Source organism: Aquamicrobium aerolatum DSM 21857, assembly GCF_900113935.1.
Classification (GTDB): domain Bacteria; phylum Pseudomonadota; class Alphaproteobacteria; order Rhizobiales; family Rhizobiaceae; genus Aerobium; species Aerobium aerolatum.
In genome coordinates this window covers 70,554-89,847 of record NZ_FORF01000006.1, presented here as the reverse complement: position 1 = coordinate 89,847, position 19,294 = coordinate 70,554, and the positions used below count along the sequence as shown (strand labels likewise).

22 protein-coding genes are annotated in these 19,294 nt (G+C 58.2%); 10 read left to right on the top strand and 12 right to left on the bottom strand.

The window, feature by feature from the left end; translation table 11 throughout:
• Positions 1–3: 3 nt before the first annotated feature.
• The 5 genes from purL to purC form a co-directional block, all read right to left on the bottom strand.
• Positions 4–2,205, bottom strand: coding sequence for a phosphoribosylformylglycinamidine synthase subunit PurL (gene purL, locus BMZ42_RS06530; protein WP_091520097.1), 2,202 nt, complete (start codon positions 2,203–2,205; stop codon positions 4–6).
• Between the two features lie 16 nt (positions 2,206–2,221).
• Entirely contained in the window at positions 2,222–2,635 is a 414-nt protein-coding gene (locus BMZ42_RS06525; RefSeq protein WP_091520095.1) for a hypothetical protein, read from the bottom strand.
• Positions 2,632–3,300 (bottom strand): phosphoribosylformylglycinamidine synthase subunit PurQ, encoded by a 669-nt coding sequence (purQ, locus tag BMZ42_RS06520; RefSeq protein WP_091520093.1) that lies wholly within the window; start codon positions 3,298–3,300, stop codon positions 2,632–2,634. The genes BMZ42_RS06525 and purQ overlap by 4 nt, the downstream gene beginning before the upstream one ends.
• Before the next feature lies 1 nt (position 3,301).
• Positions 3,302–3,544 (bottom strand): phosphoribosylformylglycinamidine synthase subunit PurS, encoded by a 243-nt coding sequence (purS, locus tag BMZ42_RS06515; protein WP_091520091.1) that lies wholly within the window; start codon positions 3,542–3,544, stop codon positions 3,302–3,304.
• 75 nt (positions 3,545–3,619) lie between these two features.
• On the bottom strand, positions 3,620–4,411 hold the full coding sequence (gene purC, locus BMZ42_RS06510) for a phosphoribosylaminoimidazolesuccinocarboxamide synthase (protein WP_091520088.1): 792 nt from the start codon (positions 4,409–4,411) through the stop codon (positions 3,620–3,622).
• Positions 4,412–4,776: 365 nt separating this feature from the next.
• Here purC and BMZ42_RS06505 point away from each other — a divergent pair, with 365 nt between their 5' ends.
• Entirely contained in the window at positions 4,777–5,097 is a 321-nt protein-coding gene (locus BMZ42_RS06505; protein WP_091520087.1) for a DUF1476 domain-containing protein, read from the top strand.
• Positions 5,098–5,209: 112 nt separating this feature from the next.
• Positions 5,210–5,983: an HpcH/HpaI aldolase family protein gene (locus tag BMZ42_RS06500; protein WP_091520084.1), complete on the top strand. Its 774-nt coding sequence runs from the start codon at positions 5,210–5,212 to the stop codon at positions 5,981–5,983.
• Between the two features lie 19 nt (positions 5,984–6,002).
• Here BMZ42_RS06500 and BMZ42_RS06495 read toward each other — a convergent pair whose 3' ends face one another.
• Positions 6,003–6,551 carry an RBBP9/YdeN family alpha/beta hydrolase gene (locus tag BMZ42_RS06495; protein WP_091520081.1) on the bottom strand — a complete coding sequence of 183 codons (549 nt, stop codon included), beginning with the start codon at positions 6,549–6,551 and terminating at the stop codon, positions 6,003–6,005.
• A gap of 186 nt (positions 6,552–6,737) precedes the next feature.
• Between BMZ42_RS06495 and BMZ42_RS06490 the strand changes: the two genes are divergently transcribed.
• The gene (locus tag BMZ42_RS06490) at positions 6,738–7,547 is read left to right on the top strand and encodes a VOC family protein (RefSeq protein WP_091520078.1); all 810 of its coding nucleotides are present in this window, start codon (positions 6,738–6,740) and stop codon (positions 7,545–7,547) included.
• 82 nt (positions 7,548–7,629) lie between these two features.
• Here the strand turns inward: BMZ42_RS06490 and purB are convergent, their stop codons facing one another.
• The 4 genes from purB to BMZ42_RS06470 form a co-directional block, all read right to left on the bottom strand.
• Positions 7,630–8,937, bottom strand: a complete 1,308-nt coding sequence (gene purB / locus BMZ42_RS06485; RefSeq protein WP_091520314.1) for an adenylosuccinate lyase — start codon at positions 8,935–8,937, stop codon at positions 7,630–7,632.
• Between the two features lie 76 nt (positions 8,938–9,013).
• Complete coding sequence (locus BMZ42_RS06480; RefSeq protein ID WP_091520076.1) at positions 9,014–9,739, bottom strand: DUF2259 domain-containing protein; 726 nt, start codon at positions 9,737–9,739, stop codon at positions 9,014–9,016.
• Between the two features lie 48 nt (positions 9,740–9,787).
• On the bottom strand, positions 9,788–10,798 hold the full coding sequence (locus BMZ42_RS06475; RefSeq protein WP_091520312.1) for a P1 family peptidase: 1,011 nt from the start codon (positions 10,796–10,798) through the stop codon (positions 9,788–9,790).
• Between the two features lie 5 nt (positions 10,799–10,803).
• On the bottom strand, positions 10,804–11,865 hold the full coding sequence (locus BMZ42_RS06470) for a branched-chain amino acid ABC transporter substrate-binding protein (RefSeq protein ID WP_091520074.1): 1,062 nt from the start codon (positions 11,863–11,865) through the stop codon (positions 10,804–10,806).
• 159 nt (positions 11,866–12,024) lie between these two features.
• On the opposite strand from BMZ42_RS06470, the gene BMZ42_RS06465 reads away from it, so the two are divergent.
• The 3 genes from BMZ42_RS06465 (at position 12,025) to BMZ42_RS06455 (ending at position 14,122) form a co-directional block, all read left to right on the top strand.
• Positions 12,025–12,537, top strand: coding sequence for a flavin reductase (locus tag BMZ42_RS06465; protein ID WP_091520071.1), 513 nt, complete (start codon positions 12,025–12,027; stop codon positions 12,535–12,537).
• 130 nt (positions 12,538–12,667) lie between these two features.
• The gene (locus BMZ42_RS06460; RefSeq protein ID WP_244523184.1) at positions 12,668–13,519 is read left to right on the top strand and encodes an alpha/beta hydrolase; all 852 of its coding nucleotides are present in this window, start codon (positions 12,668–12,670) and stop codon (positions 13,517–13,519) included.
• 135 nt (positions 13,520–13,654) lie between these two features.
• Complete coding sequence (locus BMZ42_RS06455) at positions 13,655–14,122, top strand: hypothetical protein (RefSeq protein ID WP_091520069.1); 468 nt, start codon at positions 13,655–13,657, stop codon at positions 14,120–14,122.
• A 9-nt stretch (positions 14,123–14,131) separates the two neighbouring features.
• Here the strand turns inward: BMZ42_RS06455 and rirA are convergent, their stop codons facing one another.
• Positions 14,132–14,593 (bottom strand): iron-responsive transcriptional regulator RirA, encoded by a 462-nt coding sequence (gene rirA, locus BMZ42_RS06450; protein WP_091520066.1) that lies wholly within the window; start codon positions 14,591–14,593, stop codon positions 14,132–14,134.
• A 142-nt stretch (positions 14,594–14,735) separates the two neighbouring features.
• On the opposite strand from rirA, the gene BMZ42_RS06445 reads away from it, so the two are divergent.
• The 4 genes from BMZ42_RS06445 (at position 14,736) to BMZ42_RS06430 (ending at position 18,572) form a co-directional block, all read left to right on the top strand.
• Positions 14,736–15,362, top strand: coding sequence for a GNAT family N-acetyltransferase (locus BMZ42_RS06445; RefSeq protein ID WP_244523194.1), 627 nt, complete (start codon positions 14,736–14,738; stop codon positions 15,360–15,362).
• Positions 15,363–15,464: 102 nt separating this feature from the next.
• A complete protein-coding gene (locus BMZ42_RS06440) occupies positions 15,465–16,760 on the top strand; it encodes a DUF445 domain-containing protein (RefSeq protein WP_091520063.1) in 1,296 nt (431 codons plus the stop codon).
• Between the two features lie 53 nt (positions 16,761–16,813).
• Positions 16,814–18,085 carry an alpha-hydroxy-acid oxidizing protein gene (locus tag BMZ42_RS06435; RefSeq protein ID WP_210185205.1) on the top strand — a complete coding sequence of 424 codons (1,272 nt, stop codon included), beginning with the start codon at positions 16,814–16,816 and terminating at the stop codon, positions 18,083–18,085.
• Positions 18,086–18,140: 55 nt separating this feature from the next.
• On the top strand, positions 18,141–18,572 hold the full coding sequence (locus BMZ42_RS06430) for a MaoC family dehydratase (protein ID WP_091520306.1): 432 nt from the start codon (positions 18,141–18,143) through the stop codon (positions 18,570–18,572).
• Positions 18,573–18,624: 52 nt separating this feature from the next.
• Here the strand turns inward: BMZ42_RS06430 and maiA are convergent, their stop codons facing one another.
• Positions 18,625–19,275 carry a maleylacetoacetate isomerase gene (maiA, locus tag BMZ42_RS06425; protein ID WP_091520058.1) on the bottom strand — a complete coding sequence of 217 codons (651 nt, stop codon included), beginning with the start codon at positions 19,273–19,275 and terminating at the stop codon, positions 18,625–18,627.
• Positions 19,276–19,294 lie beyond the last annotated feature (19 nt).

The following is a 19,294-nucleotide window of genomic DNA, read 5'->3' as shown; positions in this document are numbered from 1 at the left end:
TCGTTATCCCATGAAGGTTGGGAACCAGCCTTCATGTGCTTCCTTAAGTTCCACTACCGGTATGGCACGGGCACGGCCGAGCTTCAAGGACGAGCCCCCTGTTGTCCCGATGCGGACGATGTTGACGCCATTCGCGGCCGCGAGAGCAGCTGCTGAGTCTTTGGACATGGTGACGACGTAGCGGCCCTGATCTTCGCCGAACAACGCCGCAACTGCATCGCAATCGTCTGCGAGGTCGACAGTTGCGCCGATTCCGGATGCAATCGCCATCTCGGCGATCGCGACACCGAGACCGCCGTCAGAGCAGTCATGAACAGCTGTCGCAATGCCGGAGCGGATCAGGCCGCGGACAAAGTCACCAACCGCCTTTTCGTGCGCCAGATCAACATGCGGGGCAGGGCCTTCATTGCGACCGTGGAGATCGCGAAGATATGCGGACTGGCCAAGATGAGTGCCGAGTTCCCTCGGTCCGCCGACCAAGAAAATCTCTTCATTTTCTGCCGCGAACCGCACCCGAGCCATCTTCGACCAGTCGTCGATCAAACCCACGCCGCCAATGGTCGGCGTTGGCAGGATGCCCTGACCGTTGGTTTCGTTGTAGAGGGAGACGTTGCCGGAGACGATCGGAAAGTCGAGCGCGCGGCAGGCTTCGCCGATGCCTTTGATGGCGTGGACCAGTTGGCCCATGATCTCAGGACGTTCCGGATTGCCAAAGTTGAGATTGTCGGTTGCAGCCAGCGGCAGCGCACCCGTCGCCGTCAGGTTGCGCCAGCATTCGGCCACCGCCTGCTTGCCACCTTCAAACGGATCTGCCTCGCAATAGCGCGGGTTGACGTCGGAGGAGAAGGCGAGCGCCTTCGTGGCGTGTCCTTCGACACGGATAACGCCGGCATCGCCACCTGGCAATTGCAGTGAGTTGCCCTGAATCAGGGTGTCGTATTGCTCCCAGACCCAGCGGCGCGACGAGATGTTTGGCGTACCCAGCAGCTTCACCAACGCCTCAGCAACATCCATGTCCGGGACATCTGTGCGTTCGAGCGCAGCGGGGGCCGCAGGCTCTACCCATGGACGATCATATTCTGGGGCCTCGTCGCCCAGTTCCTTGATCGGAAGGTTTGCGACTTCGTCGCCCTGATGGAACACACGGAAGCGCAGATCATCAGTGGTCTCACCGACAATGGCAAAGTCGAGACCCCATTTGTGGAAGATCGCCTCGGCTTCTTTCTCCTGTTCGGGGCGGAGCACCATGAGCATGCGCTCCTGGCTCTCCGAGAGCATCATTTCGTAGGCTGACATGCGCTCTTCGCGAACGGGCACCTTGTCGAGGTCAAGGCGAATCCCGAGGTCACCCTTGGCGCCCATCTCGACGGCCGAACAGGTAAGGCCTGCCGCTCCCATATCCTGAATCGCGATCACGGCGCCCGACGCCATCAGTTCGAGGCAGGCTTCCAGCAGGCACTTTTCGGTAAATGGGTCGCCGACCTGAACGGTCGGTCGCTTTTCGTCGATCGAATCGTCAAATTCTGCCGACGCCATGGTCGCGCCGCCGACGCCGTCACGGCCGGTCTTGGCCCCAAGATAGACGACGGGAAGCCCAACGCCTTCGGCCTTGGAGTAGAAAATCGCATCTGCGTCAGCGAGGCCTGCGGCAAACGCATTGACGAGACAGTTGTCGTTGTAGCGTGCGTCAAACTGAACCTCGCCGCCAACTGTCGGAACGCCAAAGGCGTTGCCGTAGCCGCCCACGCCAGAAACGACACCGGATACGAGATGGCGTGTCTTTGCGTGTTCTGGCTCGCCAAAACGAAGGGCGTTCATGGTAGCGACTGGACGCGCGCCCATCGTGAACACGTCGCGCAAGATGCCGCCGACGCCGGTCGCAGCGCCCTGATAGGGTTCGATGTAGGATGGATGATTGTGGCTTTCCATCTTGAACACGACAGCCTGTCCATCGCCGATATCGACAACACCGGCATTTTCACCCGGACCCTGGATGACACACGGGCCGGATGTAGGCAGCGTCCGCAGCCACTTTTTTGAAGACTTGTAGGAACAGTGTTCGTTCCACATTGCCGAGAAGATGCCCAGTTCCGTGTAGGTGGGCTCACGTCCGATCAGTTTCAGAATGCGCTGGTATTCATCGGGCTTGAGCCCGTGAGCGGCGATGAGTTCATCGGTGATTGAAACGGTGTTGGAAATCGTCATCTCTTGTTCCGAAAAATCAGGCGTTGCCGCTGCAAGCAGTATTGCCGGAAGACCAGCGGTTAAGGTCTGCTGAAACGCGGGCACTGGACGGGCCGCTTAGCAGAGGACCGAAAGATGTGACCGAGCCGACCGGCCCCTCAGCCTGCACAACAAGCAGAGGTCGACCGCCATAATTGCCCTTTGGCACCAGCAGGAAGCGGGGACGGCCTGTGAAGGAGTTCAGTTCATTGGCGAAGCTGTAGCCACGGAATTCCCGATCATTGCTGGCAAACCAGCATCGATAGGCAGCCGTGGCAACGACTTCCATGTTACGCAGAGCGGCGTTCCGGCTGCTGCCTGTCGCTGGAGAGGGGGCAGGCTTGGTTGATTGGCAAGCAACGAGAAGCAGGCAGCCCCCCACGATCCAGAGCGCGGCGAAGCCACGGATCATGCGGCAACTCCCAGCACGCTTTCAAAAAGTGCGCGGCCGTCGGAGCCGCCATGAGCCGCTTCGATCAGGTTTTCAGGGTGCGGCATCAGACCGAGCACATTGCCTGCGTCGTTGACGATGCCTGCAATGTCGTTGATCGAGCCGTTGGGGTTCGTGCCGTCGGCATAACGGAACACGACCTGCCCGTTGCCTTCGATGCGAGCCAGCGTATCGGTGTCGGCAAAGTAGTTGCCGTCATGATGTGCTACCGGGCAACGAATGACCTGGCCCTGCTGGTAACCGCTGGTGAACGCTGTCGCTGCATTGGCGACCTCGAGTTTCACTTCACGACAGACAAACTTGAGCGAAGCGTTGCGCATCAGCGCGCCGGGCAACAGGCCGGCTTCGAGCAGGATCTGGAAGCCGTTGCAGACGCCCATCACCTTCACGCCCTGAGCTGCCTTCTCGGCAACCGCGCGCATCACCGGCATGCGCGCTGCGATCGCGCCGCAACGCAGATAGTCGCCATAGGAAAACCCGCCGGGGATGACGATGAGATCGACATCAGGAATTTCCGTGTCTGTTTGCCAGACAGTGACAGGCGGTTTGCCGCCGATTTTCGTCAGTGCCGCGATCATGTCGCGGTCACGATTCAGGCCAGGAAGGAGGACAACCGCCGATTTCACGTCAGATTATCTCCACCTGGTAGTTTTCGATCACCGTATTGGCGAGCAGCTTCTCGCACATTGCGTTGATTTCAATTTCGGCCTGCGCCTTGTCAGCAGTGTCGAGTTCGAGGTCGAACACCTTTCCTTGACGAACCGATCCAACGCCATTGAAACCGAGAGCATCGAGTGCTCCTTCGATCGCTTTACCCTGCGGGTCGAGAACGCCGTTCTTGAGCGTGACGGTTACGCGAGCCTTGATCATGTTTAGCTGGGTCCGGGCAGAAGTTGATGGCAAGAGTGAGAGCGGCGAGGTTTGCACCTCGCCGCCAGACAGATTTCAGTGAACGCTGCCGTTGTCGGGCTTCGACGAGACAAGCACCGGCCCGCTTGGTCGCGGGGGTTCGTTCTCGTTCATGATCCCGAGCCGGCGAGCGACTTCCTGGTAGGCCTCAACGAGGCCGCCCATGTCGCGGCGGAAACGGTCCTTGTCGAGCTTCTCGTTGGTTGCGACGTCCCACAGGCGGCATGAGTCGGGCGAGATTTCATCGGCAAGCACAATGCGCATCATGTCGCCTTCGAACAGGCGACCACATTCGATCTTGAAGTCGACAAGCTGAATGCCTGCACCGAGAAACATCCCCGAAAGGAAATCGTTGATTCGAATGGCAAGCGCCATGATGTCGTCGATTTCCTGCGGCGATGCCCAGCCGAAAGCCGTGATGTGCTCTTCAGAAACCATCGGATCGTCCAAGGCGTCGGCCTTGTAGTAGAATTCAATGATCGACCGGGGCAGAACGGTGCCTTCTTCAAGGCCAAGCCGCTTCGCCAGGGAGCCGGCGGCAATGTTGCGCACGACGATCTCCAGCGGGATCATTTCCACTTCCTTGATCAGCTGCTCACGCATGTTGAGGCGGCGGATAAAGTGGGTTGGAATACCCATGCGGTTGAGATGCGTGAAAATGTGCTCGGAGATGCGGTTGTTAAGCACACCCTTGCCATCGATGATTTCGTGCTTCTTCTTGTTAAACGCGGTTGCGTCGTCCTTGAAGAACTGGATGAGGGTGCCCGGCTCAGGTCCTTCGTAAAGGATCTTGGCCTTGCCTTCATAAATGCGACGGCGACGGTTCATGACAATCTCTGGATCTTGGGAGCGGAGTTTGTGCCTGGCTCCATGCGGCGCTGCTTGAAGCCGACAACGGGATTCTCGCGCGTCCTCTAGCGCAAACCGGGCGTTTGCTCAATCGGCATTTGGTCACGGACGCTTTTTCGCGCGCGATTGCGGTTTCCGTGAGACATGACTTGTATATTGACGCAACCGATCGCATTTGGTTTCTGAACGTGTTTCTTGATCGGAATACGGGAATCGAGAGATCGGCGGATCGAGCCTTAAGCGGTTTCGGGCAACGTGTTCTCACTTTAGAATTGAATGATCGCATTTGCGCAGCGTGATCTACTGCTTGCCGCAAACTGCTCCACAAACCGGAGGTAATTTTTATGGCCAGCATGGACGAACGTAAGGACGCATTTGAGAAGAAGTTCGCCCACGATGAGGAGCTGAAGTTCAAGGCGATTGCGCGCCGCAACAAGCTGCTGGGACTGTGGGCTGCGGAAAAGCTCGGGAAATCCGGCTCTGACGCTGCAGACTACGCGATGGAAGTCGTGAAGTCCGACTTTGAAGAGGCGGGCGACGAAGACGTTTTTCGCAAGATACACGGCGACTTCGAAGCTGCAGGAGTGCAGCAGTCGGAGCATCAGATTCGCCGTACGATGGAAGAGCTGTTGATCGAGGCAGCTACTCAGATCCAGAAAAGCTGATCCCACATCGCATCAACGAGAAAAACCGCCCGCAAACCATTGTGGGCGGTTTTTTATTTGACCTTGTTCTGTTGTCGGCTTCAATGGCGCACAGTGAACGGGAGGGGACCATATGTTGCTAACTGAACGCCTGATGGCGGGTGAACGCGTTTTCTCAGCATGGTCTTCAGTGCCAGATTCGTTGAATGCCGAAGGTCTGGCGGCGACTCCGTTTGATGCTGTGTGTCTGGACATGCAGCATGGCGCGCACCATGAAGACAGCGTGATGCGCTGTCTGGGGCCGATCATCGCGTCAGGAAAGCCCGGCCTCGTACGCGTGCCGGTGGACCGCTTCGACATGGCGGCGAGAGCGTTGGATTTCGGGGCGCAGGCGGTCATCGCGCCGATGGTCAATTCTGTCGCCGATGCACGCGCATTCGCCCAGTCAATGAAATATCCACCGGTCGGGAAGCGCTCGTGGGGCCCACATCTGGCAATGGGGCGTTCTGGCTTTAGCGGGCCTCAAAGTGCCTGGCTGGATGAGGCCAACCGCAAGACGCTCGCCTTTGCGATGATTGAAACACGCGAAGCTCTGGATGCTGTGGATGAGATTCTTGCGGTTGCCGGAATAGACGGCGTGTTTGTCGGGCCTTCGGATTTTTCGATTGCCTTGACCGACGGCAAGGCGGTCGATCCCTCACTCGAGAGCATGATGGAGGCGATTGCTCATATTTCGGCCCGCGCACAAGCAGTGGGCAAGCACGCGGGGATCTACGTTGTCGACCCGAAGCTGGTCCAGCGCTATTCGGCGATGGGATATCGGCTTTTCGCGCTGGGCAATGAGCAGAACTATATGGAGCGTGGCGCAGCCGCATTGCTGGCTGACGCCGGTGCCTTGACTTCCTGAGCGCGGGCGTGTTCGGCGCTTAGAGCTTCGACAGGAAGCTCGCGAATGTCATCGACCCTTCAGGCCATGGACCGTGGCCTGATTCCTCATTGAGATGGCCACTCTCTCCGGCGTCGATGAACAACGATCCCCACGCGCCTGCAATATCTTCGGCTACATCAAAGGCGCAGAAGGGATCATTGCGGCTGGCGATGGTCATTGACGGGAAAAGCAGCGGCTCGCGCGGGTAGGGTCCGAATGTCATCAGATGCTTGGGGCGGATTTTTGAGTTGGCCACGTCCGGTGGAGCGACGAAGAACGCACCGGCGACCGGCTTTGACGCTTCGCGCGCTGCATGGATCGCGGTTGGCACCCCCAGCGAGTGCGCAACCAGGACAACCGGTCGCTCAGCTTCGTTGATTGCACGGACCACGTTGGCCACCCAATCCTCACGCACCGGCTTCGTCCACTCGGCCTGCTGAACGCGCCGCGCGGTAGACAGTTTCTGCTCCCAGCGCGTCTGCCAGTGGTTTGGCCCCGAATTGGTGTAGCCGGGAATGATGAGGATATCTGTATCTTTGACCTTCATGGGCGGCGATGTAGCGATCCGAAGCGCTCGATGCAACCGTTTCTATTTTGTGAACGACGTGTTGTCGAAATAACAGTTGTCATTTGACAATGCGGCATCAATTTTAGGAGCAGGTTATGTCATGCGGCCAACGGGTTGGCTGCGTTGTCGCGAAGGTTTGGTTTTCGCCTTCGATAGGAGACGACTATGGGAAATATTCCTTTTGCTGCTCAGACGCCTGTGAACATTCGTCGTGTCGGATTGCGGGCGCGCGATGGCAACAAGCTGGCAGATTATTACAAGGCGGTCCTTGGCCTTCAGGAAATGCGCCGTGATGGCGCGGTCATCGGGCTTGGCGCGGGCGATCGCGAAGTTCTCGAAATTGAGGAATCCAAAGCGTTCCGCGAGGATGATCCCAGCAGCGCAGGCCTTTACCACACTGCGTTTTTGCTGCCGGAGCGTAAGGACCTTGCATTGTGGGCGAAGCACATCAGCGACTTGCGGCTGCCTCTTGAGGGTGCTGCCGATCACGCTGTCAGTGAAGCGATGTATCTGACTGATCCTGAAGGAAATGGCATCGAGGTCTATGTCGACCGTCCGAAGGAAGCGTGGTCGTACGATGGCTCGTCCGTGCGGATGGGCAACCACCGCCTCAATTTCCAGAGCTTGATGAGCGAGATTGGCGAGGGCGATGTGTGGGCGGCAGTTCCCGACCATACCGTCATCGGCCATGTGCATACCCGAGTTGGCAACGTGCAGGAGGCGGAGCGCTGGTGGAATGAAGTCCAGGGTCTCGACACAATGTTGCAATATGGGCCGCAGGCGGTTTTCCTGTCGTCAGGTGGCTATCATCATCACATTGGCGCCAATTCGTGGCACAGCCGTGGGGCTGGTGCGCGCGAGTTGGATCGCACCGGCCTGAATTATGTCGAGTTTGCTTCTCGCGATGCTGCAGCTGACAGTGTTTCCAGCGATCCGTGGGGTAACGAGATTCGCGTGCTGGCCGGCAAGGCCTGACCTTGTCGACCCGAAATTGAAAAGCCCGGCGCGGAACATTCCGGCCGGGCTTTTTTAACGTCAGAACCGTCGTCGTATGAACTCAGACAGTACCAAAAACACGCTTGAAGATCGTGTCGACATGCTTGGTGTGATAGCCGAGGTCGAATTTCTCGCGCAATTGTTCCTCGCTCAACGCCGCGCGGACGTCTGTATCGGCGAGCAGTTCTTCAAGGAAATCGGCACCCTGTTCCCACACCTTCATCGCATTGCGCTGCACCAGGCGATACGAATCTTCGCGTGACACACCTGCCTGCGTCAGTGCAAGCAGGACGCGCTGCGAGTGGATCAGGCCACGGAACTTGTTCATGTTATCGAGCATGTTCTGCGGGTAAACGACGAGTTTCTCTACAACCTGCGTAAGGCGAGCCAGAGCAAAGTCGAGTGTGACGGTCGCGTCGGGGCCAATCATGCGCTCGACTGAAGAGTGGGAGATATCGCGCTCATGCCAGAGTGCGACATTCTCCATTGCGGGCAGCGCCATACCGCGCACCAACCGGGCAAGACCGGTCAGGTTTTCCGTCAGGACCGGATTGCGCTTGTGCGGCATTGCCGACGAGCCCTTCTGGCCAGGTGAGAAATACTCTTCAGCTTCCAGAACTTCGGTGCGCTGCAGATGACGAATTTCTGTCGCCAGGCGTTCGATCGAGGAAGCGATGACGCCGAGCGTGGCAAAGAACATGGCGTGGCGGTCACGCGGGATTACCTGTGTCGAGACTGGTTCGGGCTTGAGCCCGAGCTTGGCAGCGACATGTTCTTCGACACTTGGATCAATATTGGCAAATGTTCCAACCGCGCCGGAAATCGCGCAGGTTGCAATCTCCTCACGTGCATGAACGAGGCGTGTGCGGCAGCGCTCAAACTCCGCATAGGCCTGCGCCAGCTTCACTCCAAAGGTGGTTGGCTCTGCATGAATGCCATGGCTGCGTCCGATGGTGACGGTGTCCTTGTGCTCGAAAGCACGTTTCTTGAGCGCGGCGAGAAGGCTGTCCAGATCGGCGAGCAGCAGGTCCGAAGCACGCACCAGCTGAACCGAGAAGCAGGTGTCGAGAACGTCTGACGACGTCATGCCCTGATGGATGAAGCGCGAGTCCGGGCCGACGAATTCAGCCAGATGCGTCAGGAAGGCGATAACGTCATGTTTCGTCTCGCGTTCGATTTCGTCGATCCGATTGACGTCGAATGTCGCCGCGCCGCCCCGTTCCCAGATCGTCTTTGCGGCCTCTTTCGGGATAACTCCGAGTTCTGCCAAGGCATCGCAGGCATGCGCCTCGATTTCAAACCAGATCCTAAACTTGGTTTCCTGGGACCAGATGGAAACCATTTCGGGTCGCGAGTAGCGCGGGATCATGAACATATCCTGACTGATGGGGGATGGATGCTGGCTCCGTACCAGAGACCAGCGGATTCCTCAACGCGGCGGATAGTCAAAACTGCGCCGGGATGCCTATCCAACGGTGATCCGGTCCCTCGAAGCCAGCAGAGCGGACCGAGATCATCACGGCATAAACGGGTGCTCCACCCTGCGGAAAGAATGTCTGGACGGCTCCGATGCTGTAGCCAAGGGCACAGCCACGGCTGGCCGGCAAGGTGCTGTCCTCATGCAGTAAGGTCGCTTGCTCACCCGGCTGAACCCCAAGCCGGGTGAGGCGAAATCCCTTGGTAGGGCCGAAGTCGCCGCAATAATCTGGACCTTGCAGCGAAAATTCTTCCAGGCGCAGTTCCAGCGTTGCGTCGATCGGAGGAAATACTGGTCGCGGATTGACGGCCATGTGCAGCGCATCGCCCGAAATTTGTGTGGCCGGCCTTGCACCTGCAGTAAAGCCGCGATTGGCTGCGAGCGTTGCACTGGGAACAATCGCGTCGCCGCGTTCGCGCGCCTGTTGTCTGGCAAGCTCAAGGTTGGCGGCTTCGTCATCAATGCGGACGCGGATTGGCGATCCGGACACAAATTCGTCGCTGCCCGTATCGATGTAGAAGCGGTGGGAATAGGGAAAGCCTGAGCCGTCCTGAATGCCGAATTCTTCGAATGCGAAGATGCGTCCATCAGCAGAAAATCCGAGAATATTCAGTTCGGCAGCGTCTCCTGCGCGTGCGGGAGCGCAGAAGGCTGCTGTTGTGGCGAGAATGAGGGCGGGTACAAACGCTTTCATGCGGGCTCTTTCACGAATTTTGCTGAAGGCAAGGAGGTAATACGGACGCTACAGGCGTGATGACCAAACTGGCATCAGATCGCCGGGCGACGGGGTGGCCGCATGGATCCCACGGGCAATCGCTCGGGCCATCGTTGCGCCGGCCATGGCATGAAGCTCCAGGATGCCCATCTCATCCAGTTCGATGCCGCTGGCGCCAGTCGCGAGTGCGAAGACCAGATCACCATCCCCTTGCGTGTGCGATGGCCAGATCGCGCGGGTGAACCCGTCATGCGCTGCAATTGCGAGCCGTTTCGCTGCGGCTTTGGTCAGCACCGCATCCGTGGCAACGATCGCGATGGTGGTGTTGCCGGCAGATCGCGCCAATTCTTCGAATTTCCACCGGATCGCCGATGCATCGTCTGGCATCGGAGCCGGGAGGCCAAGGCCGCCAAACTCGTCGCCCAATTCGAACGGTGCAGCCCAGAAATGCGCGCTGTTGCCGACTGTTGTCGAGCCAAGCGGGTTCGCCGCGGCGAGTGCGCCAACCGTCACGCCGCTTTTCAGGACTGTCGATGCGGAGCCGAGCCCGCCCTTCAAGCCGGACGAAAGTGCTCCGGCTCCTGCGCCGATCGTTCCGAGGGAAAAATCCAGCGACGCTGTGCGGGTAGCCGTGTAACCGAGCTCGCGATAGGGGGGGTAACGTCCCCAATCCTTGTTGCCGCCATTGATCAGGTCGAACAGGATCGCAGCCGGCACGATGGGGACGCGATGGCCGCGAACCTCGACACCCACGCCATCTTCACGAAGCGCCGACTGCACTCCCGACGCTGCATCAAGCCCGAAGGCTGATCCGCCTGAGAGCACCACCGCGTGGATCGTTTCGAGCGAATTGTGAGGTTCGAGCGCGTCTGTTTCCCGGCTGCCCGGTGCTCCACCGAGCACCTGCACTCCCGCGACCATGGGCGCGTCCGGAAGAATCACCGTGACACCGCTTTTGATGACGTCATCCTGGGCGTTGCCGACACGAAGGCCTGCGACGTCAGTGATGAGGTTTCTGGGTCCGGCAAGGTAAGGCATCATATTCACTCGATTGGCAGGAAACGGGAGCCGTCATAGCGCAGCAGGCGGAAAGGGTTGTCCGTCACGTCGCCCTTGTCATCGAAGCGCAGCGCTCCCGCCAGTGTCTTGAACGTTTCAGTTCTGAGAATTTGGACGGTCGGCAATTTATCCTCACGTGCCTTGCGCAGCGCTTGTGTCGCAACTTCGACGGCGGCGTGAGTCGGGATTGCATATCCCTCCGGCGCTACGAGAGCCCGGCGAAACAGCGCAAGCTCTGCCTCGCTGGCTTCGTCCGCCCATTCCGGCACGCCGACCATCAATGTACCTTGTGCGAGTGGAACCTCGCCAGCGGCTCTCAGCGCCTCGCTGCCCGCAAGGGTCAGATCATAGCCGAGCCCTGCGGCGTCCCGCGCCATGATTGCGATATCGTCACGGTCGCCGCCGACAAAGACATGACTTGCGCCTGCGTGCCGCAATCGCCCCACCAGCCCGATCTGGTTGTCGGATTGCGGTCGATATGTGTCGACCAATACGGGCTTCAGTCCCGCCAACTCGGCAGCCGAACGCAACGACTCAGCAAGCTCACGGCCATGGATCGTCCCATCATCGACAATCGCAAACAGAACGTTGCGCCACCGCGGTATCAGAATTTGCGCAATCGCATTGAGCTCGGCATCAGCGCGCGGTGCGACCCGCCAGACAAGCCATTCTGTGCGCAAGTGCCGATCTGTGATCCCGTTGCTGCGCACGCCTGATGTGATGACCGGAATGTTTGCCTGCGTCAGCAGGGGAAGGGCGGCTTCGAGCGTTTCGGTGCACAGGAAGCCCACAGCAATGTCGGCACCGGCTTCGATCAGTGTCTGCGCAGCCTGTTCGCCGCTTTCTGCGCTACATTGGTCGTCTACGGTGGACAGCCTGACCGCCGCAGATACTGCCGCTACGCGCGCGCCGTCGCGTATCTGCTGGCCCAGCAAGAGGTTCGGGCCTTCCAGCGGCGCGGCTACACCCACATGTATTTCTGCATGTGTCTGAGCGGTCAGCCAGAACGACATTGCGAAACACAGAAAAATGGGCACGAAATGCATCGCCACGCCTTTGCGGAATGAAAAGTGAAGGGTGTGTCAACTCGTAAAGGGTGGCGGTCGTGGGCGCAACACGTTAGACGGCAGGAGATTTAGGCTCAATCTTGGTCCTGTCGAGACCTATCCCCATATTGTGGCGTGGCCATAAACGCAGGTAACATCGTGCTAAAGAAGAATGCTGTTGAATCACGCCTCTATCGCGAGGCAATGAGCCGTTATTCCGGCGCAGTGCAGGTTGTGACCACAGATGGTCCCTCGGGGCGTCGTGGTGTGACTGCGATTGCGGCCTGTTCGGTGTCCGATGATCCACCAACGGTACTTGTTTGCCTCAACCGGGTGAAGCGGGACAATGACTGTTTTGCCGAAAACGGCGTGTTTGCTCTGAACACGTTGGCGGCTGACCAGCGCGAGATTGCTGACGCATTCTCCGGTTTCACGGGCCTCACGCAGGACGAACGCTTTAACCTCGGAGCATGGGAAACCATCTCATCCGGTGCTCCTGTTTTGGCCGGAGCCTTGGCCACGTTTGACTGTCACATCGTCGAGACAAAGGATTTTGCCACCCACCGGATCCTATTCGGACAGGTCACCGGCGTCCGCGTCGGCGAGAGCGTTGATCCATTGATATATTTCCACCGTGCCTATCGCCAACTGGCAGGAGACGCCACCGAGTAGCTGACACCAAGTCGGATGGGCGGGCGAAGCATTGCGATGGCTGGGGCTGGCGTGAGGGTAGAGACGTGGTTTACTCTGCGTCATGCCCTGCTTCGTCCCGCAAAATCATGTCGTTGCCAGCATCCTGGCTATGTTTTTAGTTCTTGCGGGGGCGGGTGGCGACGCACGTGCAGAGCTGATGCGTCCTTTCAAAGACGAGTTTTTTGCGTACCCCAAATTGCTTGCCAGTGCTGACGGCGGCCGACACCTGACGGTCGATTATCGAATCGAACGGGATCTGCGCGAGCGCGATGAGGTGCCGGAGAGGCGGGTCAGGGGCAGGTTTGTCGACTTTGCTCCGTTGCGAGCGCAAACGGACTTGGTTCTCAAGACCGATGTCGCAAACGTTCCGCATGTTGTTGTCGGCGCGCCAGAGACAGCGCGGTTCATCGTCGTCTACCTTTACGGGCAGGGCGGCAATCGCAATCAGGGAATGAATGACCATACTTTTGGCGGCAATTTCAACCGCCTCAAGAACCTTGCCCAGCGTAACGGCGGAATCTACATCACGCCCGAGTTCTCAGATTTCGGGCCCAGGGGCTCCCGCCAGGTCGCCAGTCTTCTGTCCTATTATTCGACATCGGCTCCTGACGCGAAAATTTATCTGGCATGTGGCTCAATGGGGGGAGCGCTGTGCTGGCAGCTTGCCAAGGATGCCGATGTGGCACCGCGTCTGGGAGGTTTGCTGCTGCTTGGTTCGCATTGGGACGAGAGTTTCCTCGCGAGTACCGCGTTTAAGCGGCGCGTACCGGTATTTTTCGGCCATGGCAGCGATGATCGTGTTTTTCCGGTCGCAACGCAGGAGCGGTTTTTCCGGTCGATCCTGAAAAAAGCGCCCAACTACCCGGTACGATTCGTGCGCTTTGAAACGGGAAGTCACGGCACGCCTATCCGTATGGTGGATTGGCGAGGGACGTTGAACTGGATGGATGGGGTGCGATGAACGCCGCGGCGGACTGGTTAGCGAACTGTTTACTGCAACGGTGAAATTCTATCGGCGAACCTATTCTCAGAGATCTTTTTAACCGGATCAGCTTTAAGTTCCTGAAATCGCAAACGCCTGTGTCAGGAGTCTCAAGTGGGCGGAGAAGCGGAGCTTGATTTTACATCACTGCTTGATGAGTTGCTTGCCGCCACTCATGAAGCAGAAGTGCGTGAGCGGAGCGACGGGCCACCACCGTCGCTGAAAGTTGATATGCTCGCGCAGATCGAGCGGCTTCAAGCAGAAAATACCGGGTTGTTTCGCGACCGTGCAGTCCATGCCTATGGCGAAATATCTGAAGATCAAAGTGTGAAAAAGGCCGTCGAAACGCCGACGCATCTTCAGCCCGCACTGGAGGATCTGTTTTTTCTCGACCCGGAATCGATTTCCCGCGAGCTTGGCATTAGACCGCGCAGCATGCCCGATGAGTTGGATAAGGCGCGTCGCGCCTTTGCGATGCGCTATCATCCAGACCGTGTACCGGCGGAGTTTCGCGAGCGTGCGGCATTACGCATGCAGATTGCAAACATGCTGATTGATGAGGCTAAACGCAAAAAGCGTTAGAGCCCGTCATCAGTTGTGCACTGCCAGTTGCGGCAGATCGTTGATGCCCAGTCGGTCGCGCAGCGAAAAGCGCGCTTTGGCAAGATCTTCAATCGTGTAGCCTTCAAGAACTTCAAAAAATGCGCCCAAGGCTTTGCGCAGCGCTTCATTTAGGGCGCAGGAATCCACGAGCGGGCACTCTGTCGCATCGTTTTCGAAGCACTCGGCCAGCGCAAAGTTTTCTTCAGTTACACGCACGACATCGAATAGCGTAATCTCGGAGGCTGGCCGTCCGATACGCACGCCCCCATTGCGGCCACGAACGGTCTGTACGAGCTCGTGCTCAACAAGCGGCTGCAGGATTTTGAACAGGAAAAGTTCCGAAACGGAATATGCGGCAGCGATGTCGGCGATCCGGCTCAAGCGGCCTTCATTGGCCGCACAGTACATCAATATGCGGATCGCATAGTTTGTCTGGCGTGTAAGCCGCATCGTGAACCTTCCCGCAACGACCTGAACTGACTCGAAACATGAATATGGAATAAAATTTAGAACAATTCCAGAGAGGCTGTCAAATAAATCTGGAGTTACGCGCTCATGTTTTAAGGGCGCGACATCTCGCCTCTTGAAATTCATGCTGCACTGCACAATCTACGACGTGGCTGATTTGCCGCCGTGGGAGGAACCGACGAGAAAGCAGACCATGACCACCATTGCTCCCCGTGCCGACATTCCCCTCCAGGGTGTAATCCGGTTATTGAGACACTCCGAGCTCCCTCAGTTCAAGGCGCATCTCCTGCGTCTTGATGTTGAGAGCCGTCGCGATCGTTTCAATGGTCCTGCAAATGACGCCTTTGTTTCGGCCTATGCTGAAAAGTGCTTTCGCAACGGTGCGGTCGTGATCGGCTATGTTGAGAATGGCAAGGTACTCGGCGCTGCTGAACTTCATGAGCAGGTCACGCAGGCCGAGCCAACAGGTGAGATCGCGTTCAGCGTCGAGCCTCACATGCAGCAACGTGGCCTTGGAGGCTTGCTTTTTTCGCGGCTCATCGAGAGCGCTCGTGCGTTCGGATATGAGCGGCTCCGTGTCACGACCCATCCGCAGAATGGTACGATGAAGCGGTTGGCCATGCGCTTCAACGCGACGCTGCGTTTTGAAGATGGTGAGACTGTCGGCATGATTGGACTGGCACCCATGCCGCCGTTGCCGCTTCGACCGGGCGCTGGCGCTTTTGTTCCCTTGGAGGCCGGTGCATTCTGAGCGGCGAAGTTGGCATTCTGGCAAAAATGACGTGACCTGGAGGCCATAAGCCCCCACATCTTGCAGCCAATAGGATGCTGTAAAAGTGCGAGGCAGGACAACATGGCGGATCATGAGGCGCTGGCGGATGCGCGGGAGCTTCTTCCGGAAGAGCGGCTAAAACAAGCAGCGTTAAGGCGTACGAAGGCGATTGCCACCGGGGCACTTGTCTTGTGCGTCGCGGTTTTCCTCGCGGCGCGAGCTTTCCAGACAAACTGGCCGATGTTGTCTTATGTTGCCGCATTTGCAGAAGCGGCCGCGATTGGCGGGCTGGCGGATTGGTACGCGGTCGTTGCTTTGTTCCGGCGGCCACTTGGTTTGCCTATTCCCCACACGGCCATCATTCCTGCCAACAAGGATCGGATCGCCAGCAATCTGGGACGATTCATCGAGGTGAATTTTCTTGCTCCGGAGCCCGTTCGGGCGAAGCTGCAGCAAGTGGATTTCGCCCAGATGGTTGCAGACTGGCTGACTGACCGCGCGCGTTCAGATGAACTTTCGCGCTTTGTCGGACGTATAGCACCGCAGGCGTTGACGGCGGTGGAAGGCTCGGGAGTGGGTGATTTCGTCACCCGTCGTCTTGTGGACCAGCTGGACAAGATAAAAATCGCTCCGCTCGCTGCAGACATGCTTGGCGCGATCACGGCAGATCGACGCCACCAGAGGCTTCTGGACGAAATTCTGGTCATGCTCGGCGGATTTCTCCGCGATGAGGCCGCGCTTGACGCGTTGCGCGACAAGATCCGTGATGAACTGCCCAGCCTTGCCCGTTTCTTCCGCGCCGATGCCTATCTTTTGAAGAAGATTGTTGCCTCGGCAAGCACATTGATCACCGAAGTTAACGCGGCACCCGACCACCCTTTGCGCGCCGAATTCGATCAGTTTGTGGAGAAATTCATCAGCGAGCTTCGCACCTCTGCCGAATATGAGATGCGCGCCGACAAACTGAAGCGCGATTTGCTTGCACGCCCTGAACTCAAGACATTGGCGACCAGTTTTTGGGAAAGTCTGCGGGTATTCATCGAGCAGGACATCAATGAGAATGATTCCGTTGTCCGACGTCATCTCACTGACATGTTCGTGGAAGTCGGACGCCAGCTTGCCGCTGAGCCACGTATCCGCGCCGAGATGAACGAAGGATTCGTGGTCGCGCTGTCCTCCTTTGTCGAGGTTCAGAAAAGTGGCGTCGCTGCCTTTATCGGAGATCAGGTGCGCAGTTGGGACATCGTCCAGTTGACCCGGCTGATTGAACTCAACATCGGACGGGATCTTCAGTATATCCGCTTCAACGGTATGCTGATCGGCGGTCTTGCAGGTCTTGTGCTCCACATTGCCGATCGCCTTCTCTTCACCAATTGAAGCTGTTGAGCCGCTGCCCTAGTCTCTGAGGCGATGACAGGGGAGGAATGTCGATGAGCGGGGACTTACAAGCGCAAGCCATGCAGCGTGGCCGTATGCGGCAGATGCAGATCTATGTGCCGGGTGCAGGTGGAACGCGCCCGTTGGTTCCGGTCCTTGCTGAAGAGCTTGAGCGGAAAGCTGCGGCTCGGATGAGCCGGGAGGCCGCTGCCTATATCGTCGGCGGAGCGGGGGCCGAGGCGACCATGCGCGCCAATCGCCTGGCTTTTGACAGTGCGGAATTGTCGCCGCGCGTTCTGCGGGATGTTTCAAGCCGCGATCTTTCCATCGAACTGCTTGGCCGTCGCCATCCGTCGCCAATTCTGCTTGCGCCAATCGGTGTGCTGGAAATGGTTCATCGCGATGCAGACAGGGCGGTTGCGCGCGCCGCCGCGAGTGAAGGCGTGACATTTGTGTTTTCTAACCAGGCTTCCGTCAGCATGGAGGATTGCGCGGCTGCAATGGGCGAGGGGCCGCGATGGTTCCAGCTATATTGGTCAAGTGATGATGAGGTCGTGCGTTCGCTGGTGTCCAGGGCAGAGAAGGCAGGCGCGGAGGCAATTGTGGTCACGCTGGATACGACGCTGCTCGGTTGGCGTCCGCGCGATCTGGATCTTGGCTATCTGCCGTTTCTGCGTGGATTGGGCATCGCCCAATATCTCACTGATCCGGTGTTCCGGTCGAAGATCCCGCAATCCCCGCCAGACACTGGTTTGAAGCCCAAAGGTCTCGGAATTATCGATACGGTCCTTAGTTTGCGTCGCAAAGGCAAGGATTTCGGCCTGACCGTACACCAGATGCGCGCCGCGGTCGCGCATTTTACCGCCACTTATTCGCGCCCCGATCTGAGTTGGGATGATGTGGCCCGCCTGCGAGCAATGACCAAACTCCCGATCGTTCTAAAAGGACTGCGCCATCCCGAGGACGCCGCGCTAGCCGCAAGCCATGGTGTTGACGCGATTGTCGTCTCAAACCATGGCGGCAGACAGGTCGATGGCGAGGCGGGGACGTTGACTATGTTGCCGTCGATCGTCGCGGCTGCCGGCGACATGCCTGTGCTTCTTGACTCCGGCATACGCTCGGGAGCCGACGTCGCCAAGGCGCTGGCGCTTGGTGCGCGCGCGGTACTCCTTGGAAGGCCATACGTTTATGGCCTTGCTCTTGCGGGCGAGGCCGGTGTGTGCGAGGTGATCCGCAACATCATCGCCGAGTTCGACCTGACACTGGCTCTCTGCGGGCTTTCAAATGCTACCGATCTCGATGAGGAATGTATTATAGGCAATTGAAATCAGGGCAGCTTTTTTGAACCACAAGCAAGTAAGCATCGCAGATCTGAAGACGATGATCGGTGTTGATCTGGGCGTTTCGGACTGGATCGAGATTGACCAGTCGATGGTTGACACTTTTGCGACGACGACGCGTGATCGGCAATGGATCCATGTCGATGTCGAGCGTGCGAAGCGTGATAGTCCTTATCATGCGCCGATCGCCCACGGATATCTGACGCTGTCGCTCGTGCCTGCGATGAACGAGCAGCTACAGATCACGCCTGCCGGTGTCGACGTCGTCATCAATTACGGTCTCGACAAACTGCGGTTTCTTTCGCCGGTCAAGGTTGGCTCTCGCGTTCGGATGCATTCCAAGTTGATCTCGCTGGAGGCGAAGGCTCCAGGTCAGCATTTGATGAAGACCCTCAACACGATGGAAATCGACGGCGAAGCAAAGCCGGCTTTTGTCGCCGAAACGCTGATGCTGCTCGTCGACGCTGGCTAGAGCGCTTCCAGCAAAGGCGCGAAGCGATTTTGCGTTCGGAGTTGCTTAAAAACTATTCCGCGTCTGGCTGCCGTGCTGGGGCGGTGCTTACGAAAGCGTCGAGTTCCAGGCATGCATCGCGTATCCGACAGATCGTCGGATACAGCGTCATATCGACGTTGAAGCGCGCATTGTTGGTCGCCTGAGCGACCAGACAAATGTCTGCCATGCCGGGCGCGTCACCATGGCAGAACATGCCCGTGTGCGCACTTTCCGCCAGCAACTGCTCCAAAGGGCGGAAAGTCTCATTGACCCAGTGACGAAACCAATCTGCGATCTCAACATCGTCTGCGCCGTAGCGGCTGCGTAGCCGGTCAAGAACCCGCAGATTGTTCACCGGATGGATATCGCACGCGATCATCTGTGCCAGCATACGAACGCGCGCTCGCCCTGCAGCGTCGGCGGGCAGGAGAGGTGGTTCCGGCACCTCCTCATCGAGAAACTCCATGATCGCCAGCGACTGAGCGATTGTTGTTCCGTCGTTCCAGATCAGGGTTGGCACCAGTCCTTGCGGATTGATCGCAAGATAGCCGGCTTCACGATGTGCACCATGCCGCAGATGATGGGCGACATAGGTATATTCAACGCCCTTGAGCGCCAGGGCGATGCGCACCCGATAGGACGTCGACGAGCGGAAGTAATTATGGAGAACCACATCGTTCATGGCGTTTCCTCCCGTAATG

Excerpts from the sequence above, each read along its gene's own strand:
- purL (WP_091520097.1), bottom strand. The coding sequence starts at position 2,205 with ATGACGATTTCCAACACCGTTTCAATCACCGATGAACTCATCGCCGCT.
- BMZ42_RS06525 (WP_091520095.1), bottom strand. The coding sequence starts at position 2,635 with ATGATCCGTGGCTTCGCCGCGCTCTGGATCGTGGGGGGCTGCCTGCTT.
- purS (WP_091520091.1), bottom strand. The coding sequence starts at position 3,544 with ATGATCAAGGCTCGCGTAACCGTCACGCTCAAGAACGGCGTTCTCGAC.
- purC (WP_091520088.1), bottom strand. The coding sequence starts at position 4,411 with ATGAACCGTCGCCGTCGCATTTATGAAGGCAAGGCCAAGATCCTTTAC.
- BMZ42_RS06505 (WP_091520087.1), top strand. The coding sequence starts at position 4,777 with ATGGCCAGCATGGACGAACGTAAGGACGCATTTGAGAAGAAGTTCGCC.
- BMZ42_RS06500 (WP_091520084.1), top strand. The coding sequence starts at position 5,210 with ATGTTGCTAACTGAACGCCTGATGGCGGGTGAACGCGTTTTCTCAGCA.
- BMZ42_RS06495 (WP_091520081.1), bottom strand. The coding sequence starts at position 6,551 with ATGAAGGTCAAAGATACAGATATCCTCATCATTCCCGGCTACACCAAT.
- BMZ42_RS06490 (WP_091520078.1), top strand. The coding sequence starts at position 6,738 with ATGGGAAATATTCCTTTTGCTGCTCAGACGCCTGTGAACATTCGTCGT.
- purB (WP_091520314.1), bottom strand. The coding sequence starts at position 8,937 with ATGATCCCGCGCTACTCGCGACCCGAAATGGTTTCCATCTGGTCCCAG.
- BMZ42_RS06480 (WP_091520076.1), bottom strand. The coding sequence starts at position 9,739 with ATGAAAGCGTTTGTACCCGCCCTCATTCTCGCCACAACAGCAGCCTTC.
- BMZ42_RS06475 (WP_091520312.1), bottom strand. The coding sequence starts at position 10,798 with ATGCCTTACCTTGCCGGACCCAGAAACCTCATCACTGACGTCGCAGGC.
- BMZ42_RS06470 (WP_091520074.1), bottom strand. The coding sequence starts at position 11,865 with ATGCATTTCGTGCCCATTTTTCTGTGTTTCGCAATGTCGTTCTGGCTG.
- BMZ42_RS06460 (WP_244523184.1), top strand. The coding sequence starts at position 12,668 with ATGTTTTTAGTTCTTGCGGGGGCGGGTGGCGACGCACGTGCAGAGCTG.
- rirA (WP_091520066.1), bottom strand. The coding sequence starts at position 14,593 with ATGCGGCTTACACGCCAGACAAACTATGCGATCCGCATATTGATGTAC.
- BMZ42_RS06445 (WP_244523194.1), top strand. The coding sequence starts at position 14,736 with ATGCTGCACTGCACAATCTACGACGTGGCTGATTTGCCGCCGTGGGAG.
- BMZ42_RS06440 (WP_091520063.1), top strand. The coding sequence starts at position 15,465 with ATGGCGGATCATGAGGCGCTGGCGGATGCGCGGGAGCTTCTTCCGGAA.
- BMZ42_RS06435 (WP_210185205.1), top strand. The coding sequence starts at position 16,814 with ATGAGCGGGGACTTACAAGCGCAAGCCATGCAGCGTGGCCGTATGCGG.
- BMZ42_RS06430 (WP_091520306.1), top strand. The coding sequence starts at position 18,141 with ATGATCGGTGTTGATCTGGGCGTTTCGGACTGGATCGAGATTGACCAG.
- maiA (WP_091520058.1), bottom strand. The coding sequence starts at position 19,275 with ATGAACGATGTGGTTCTCCATAATTACTTCCGCTCGTCGACGTCCTAT.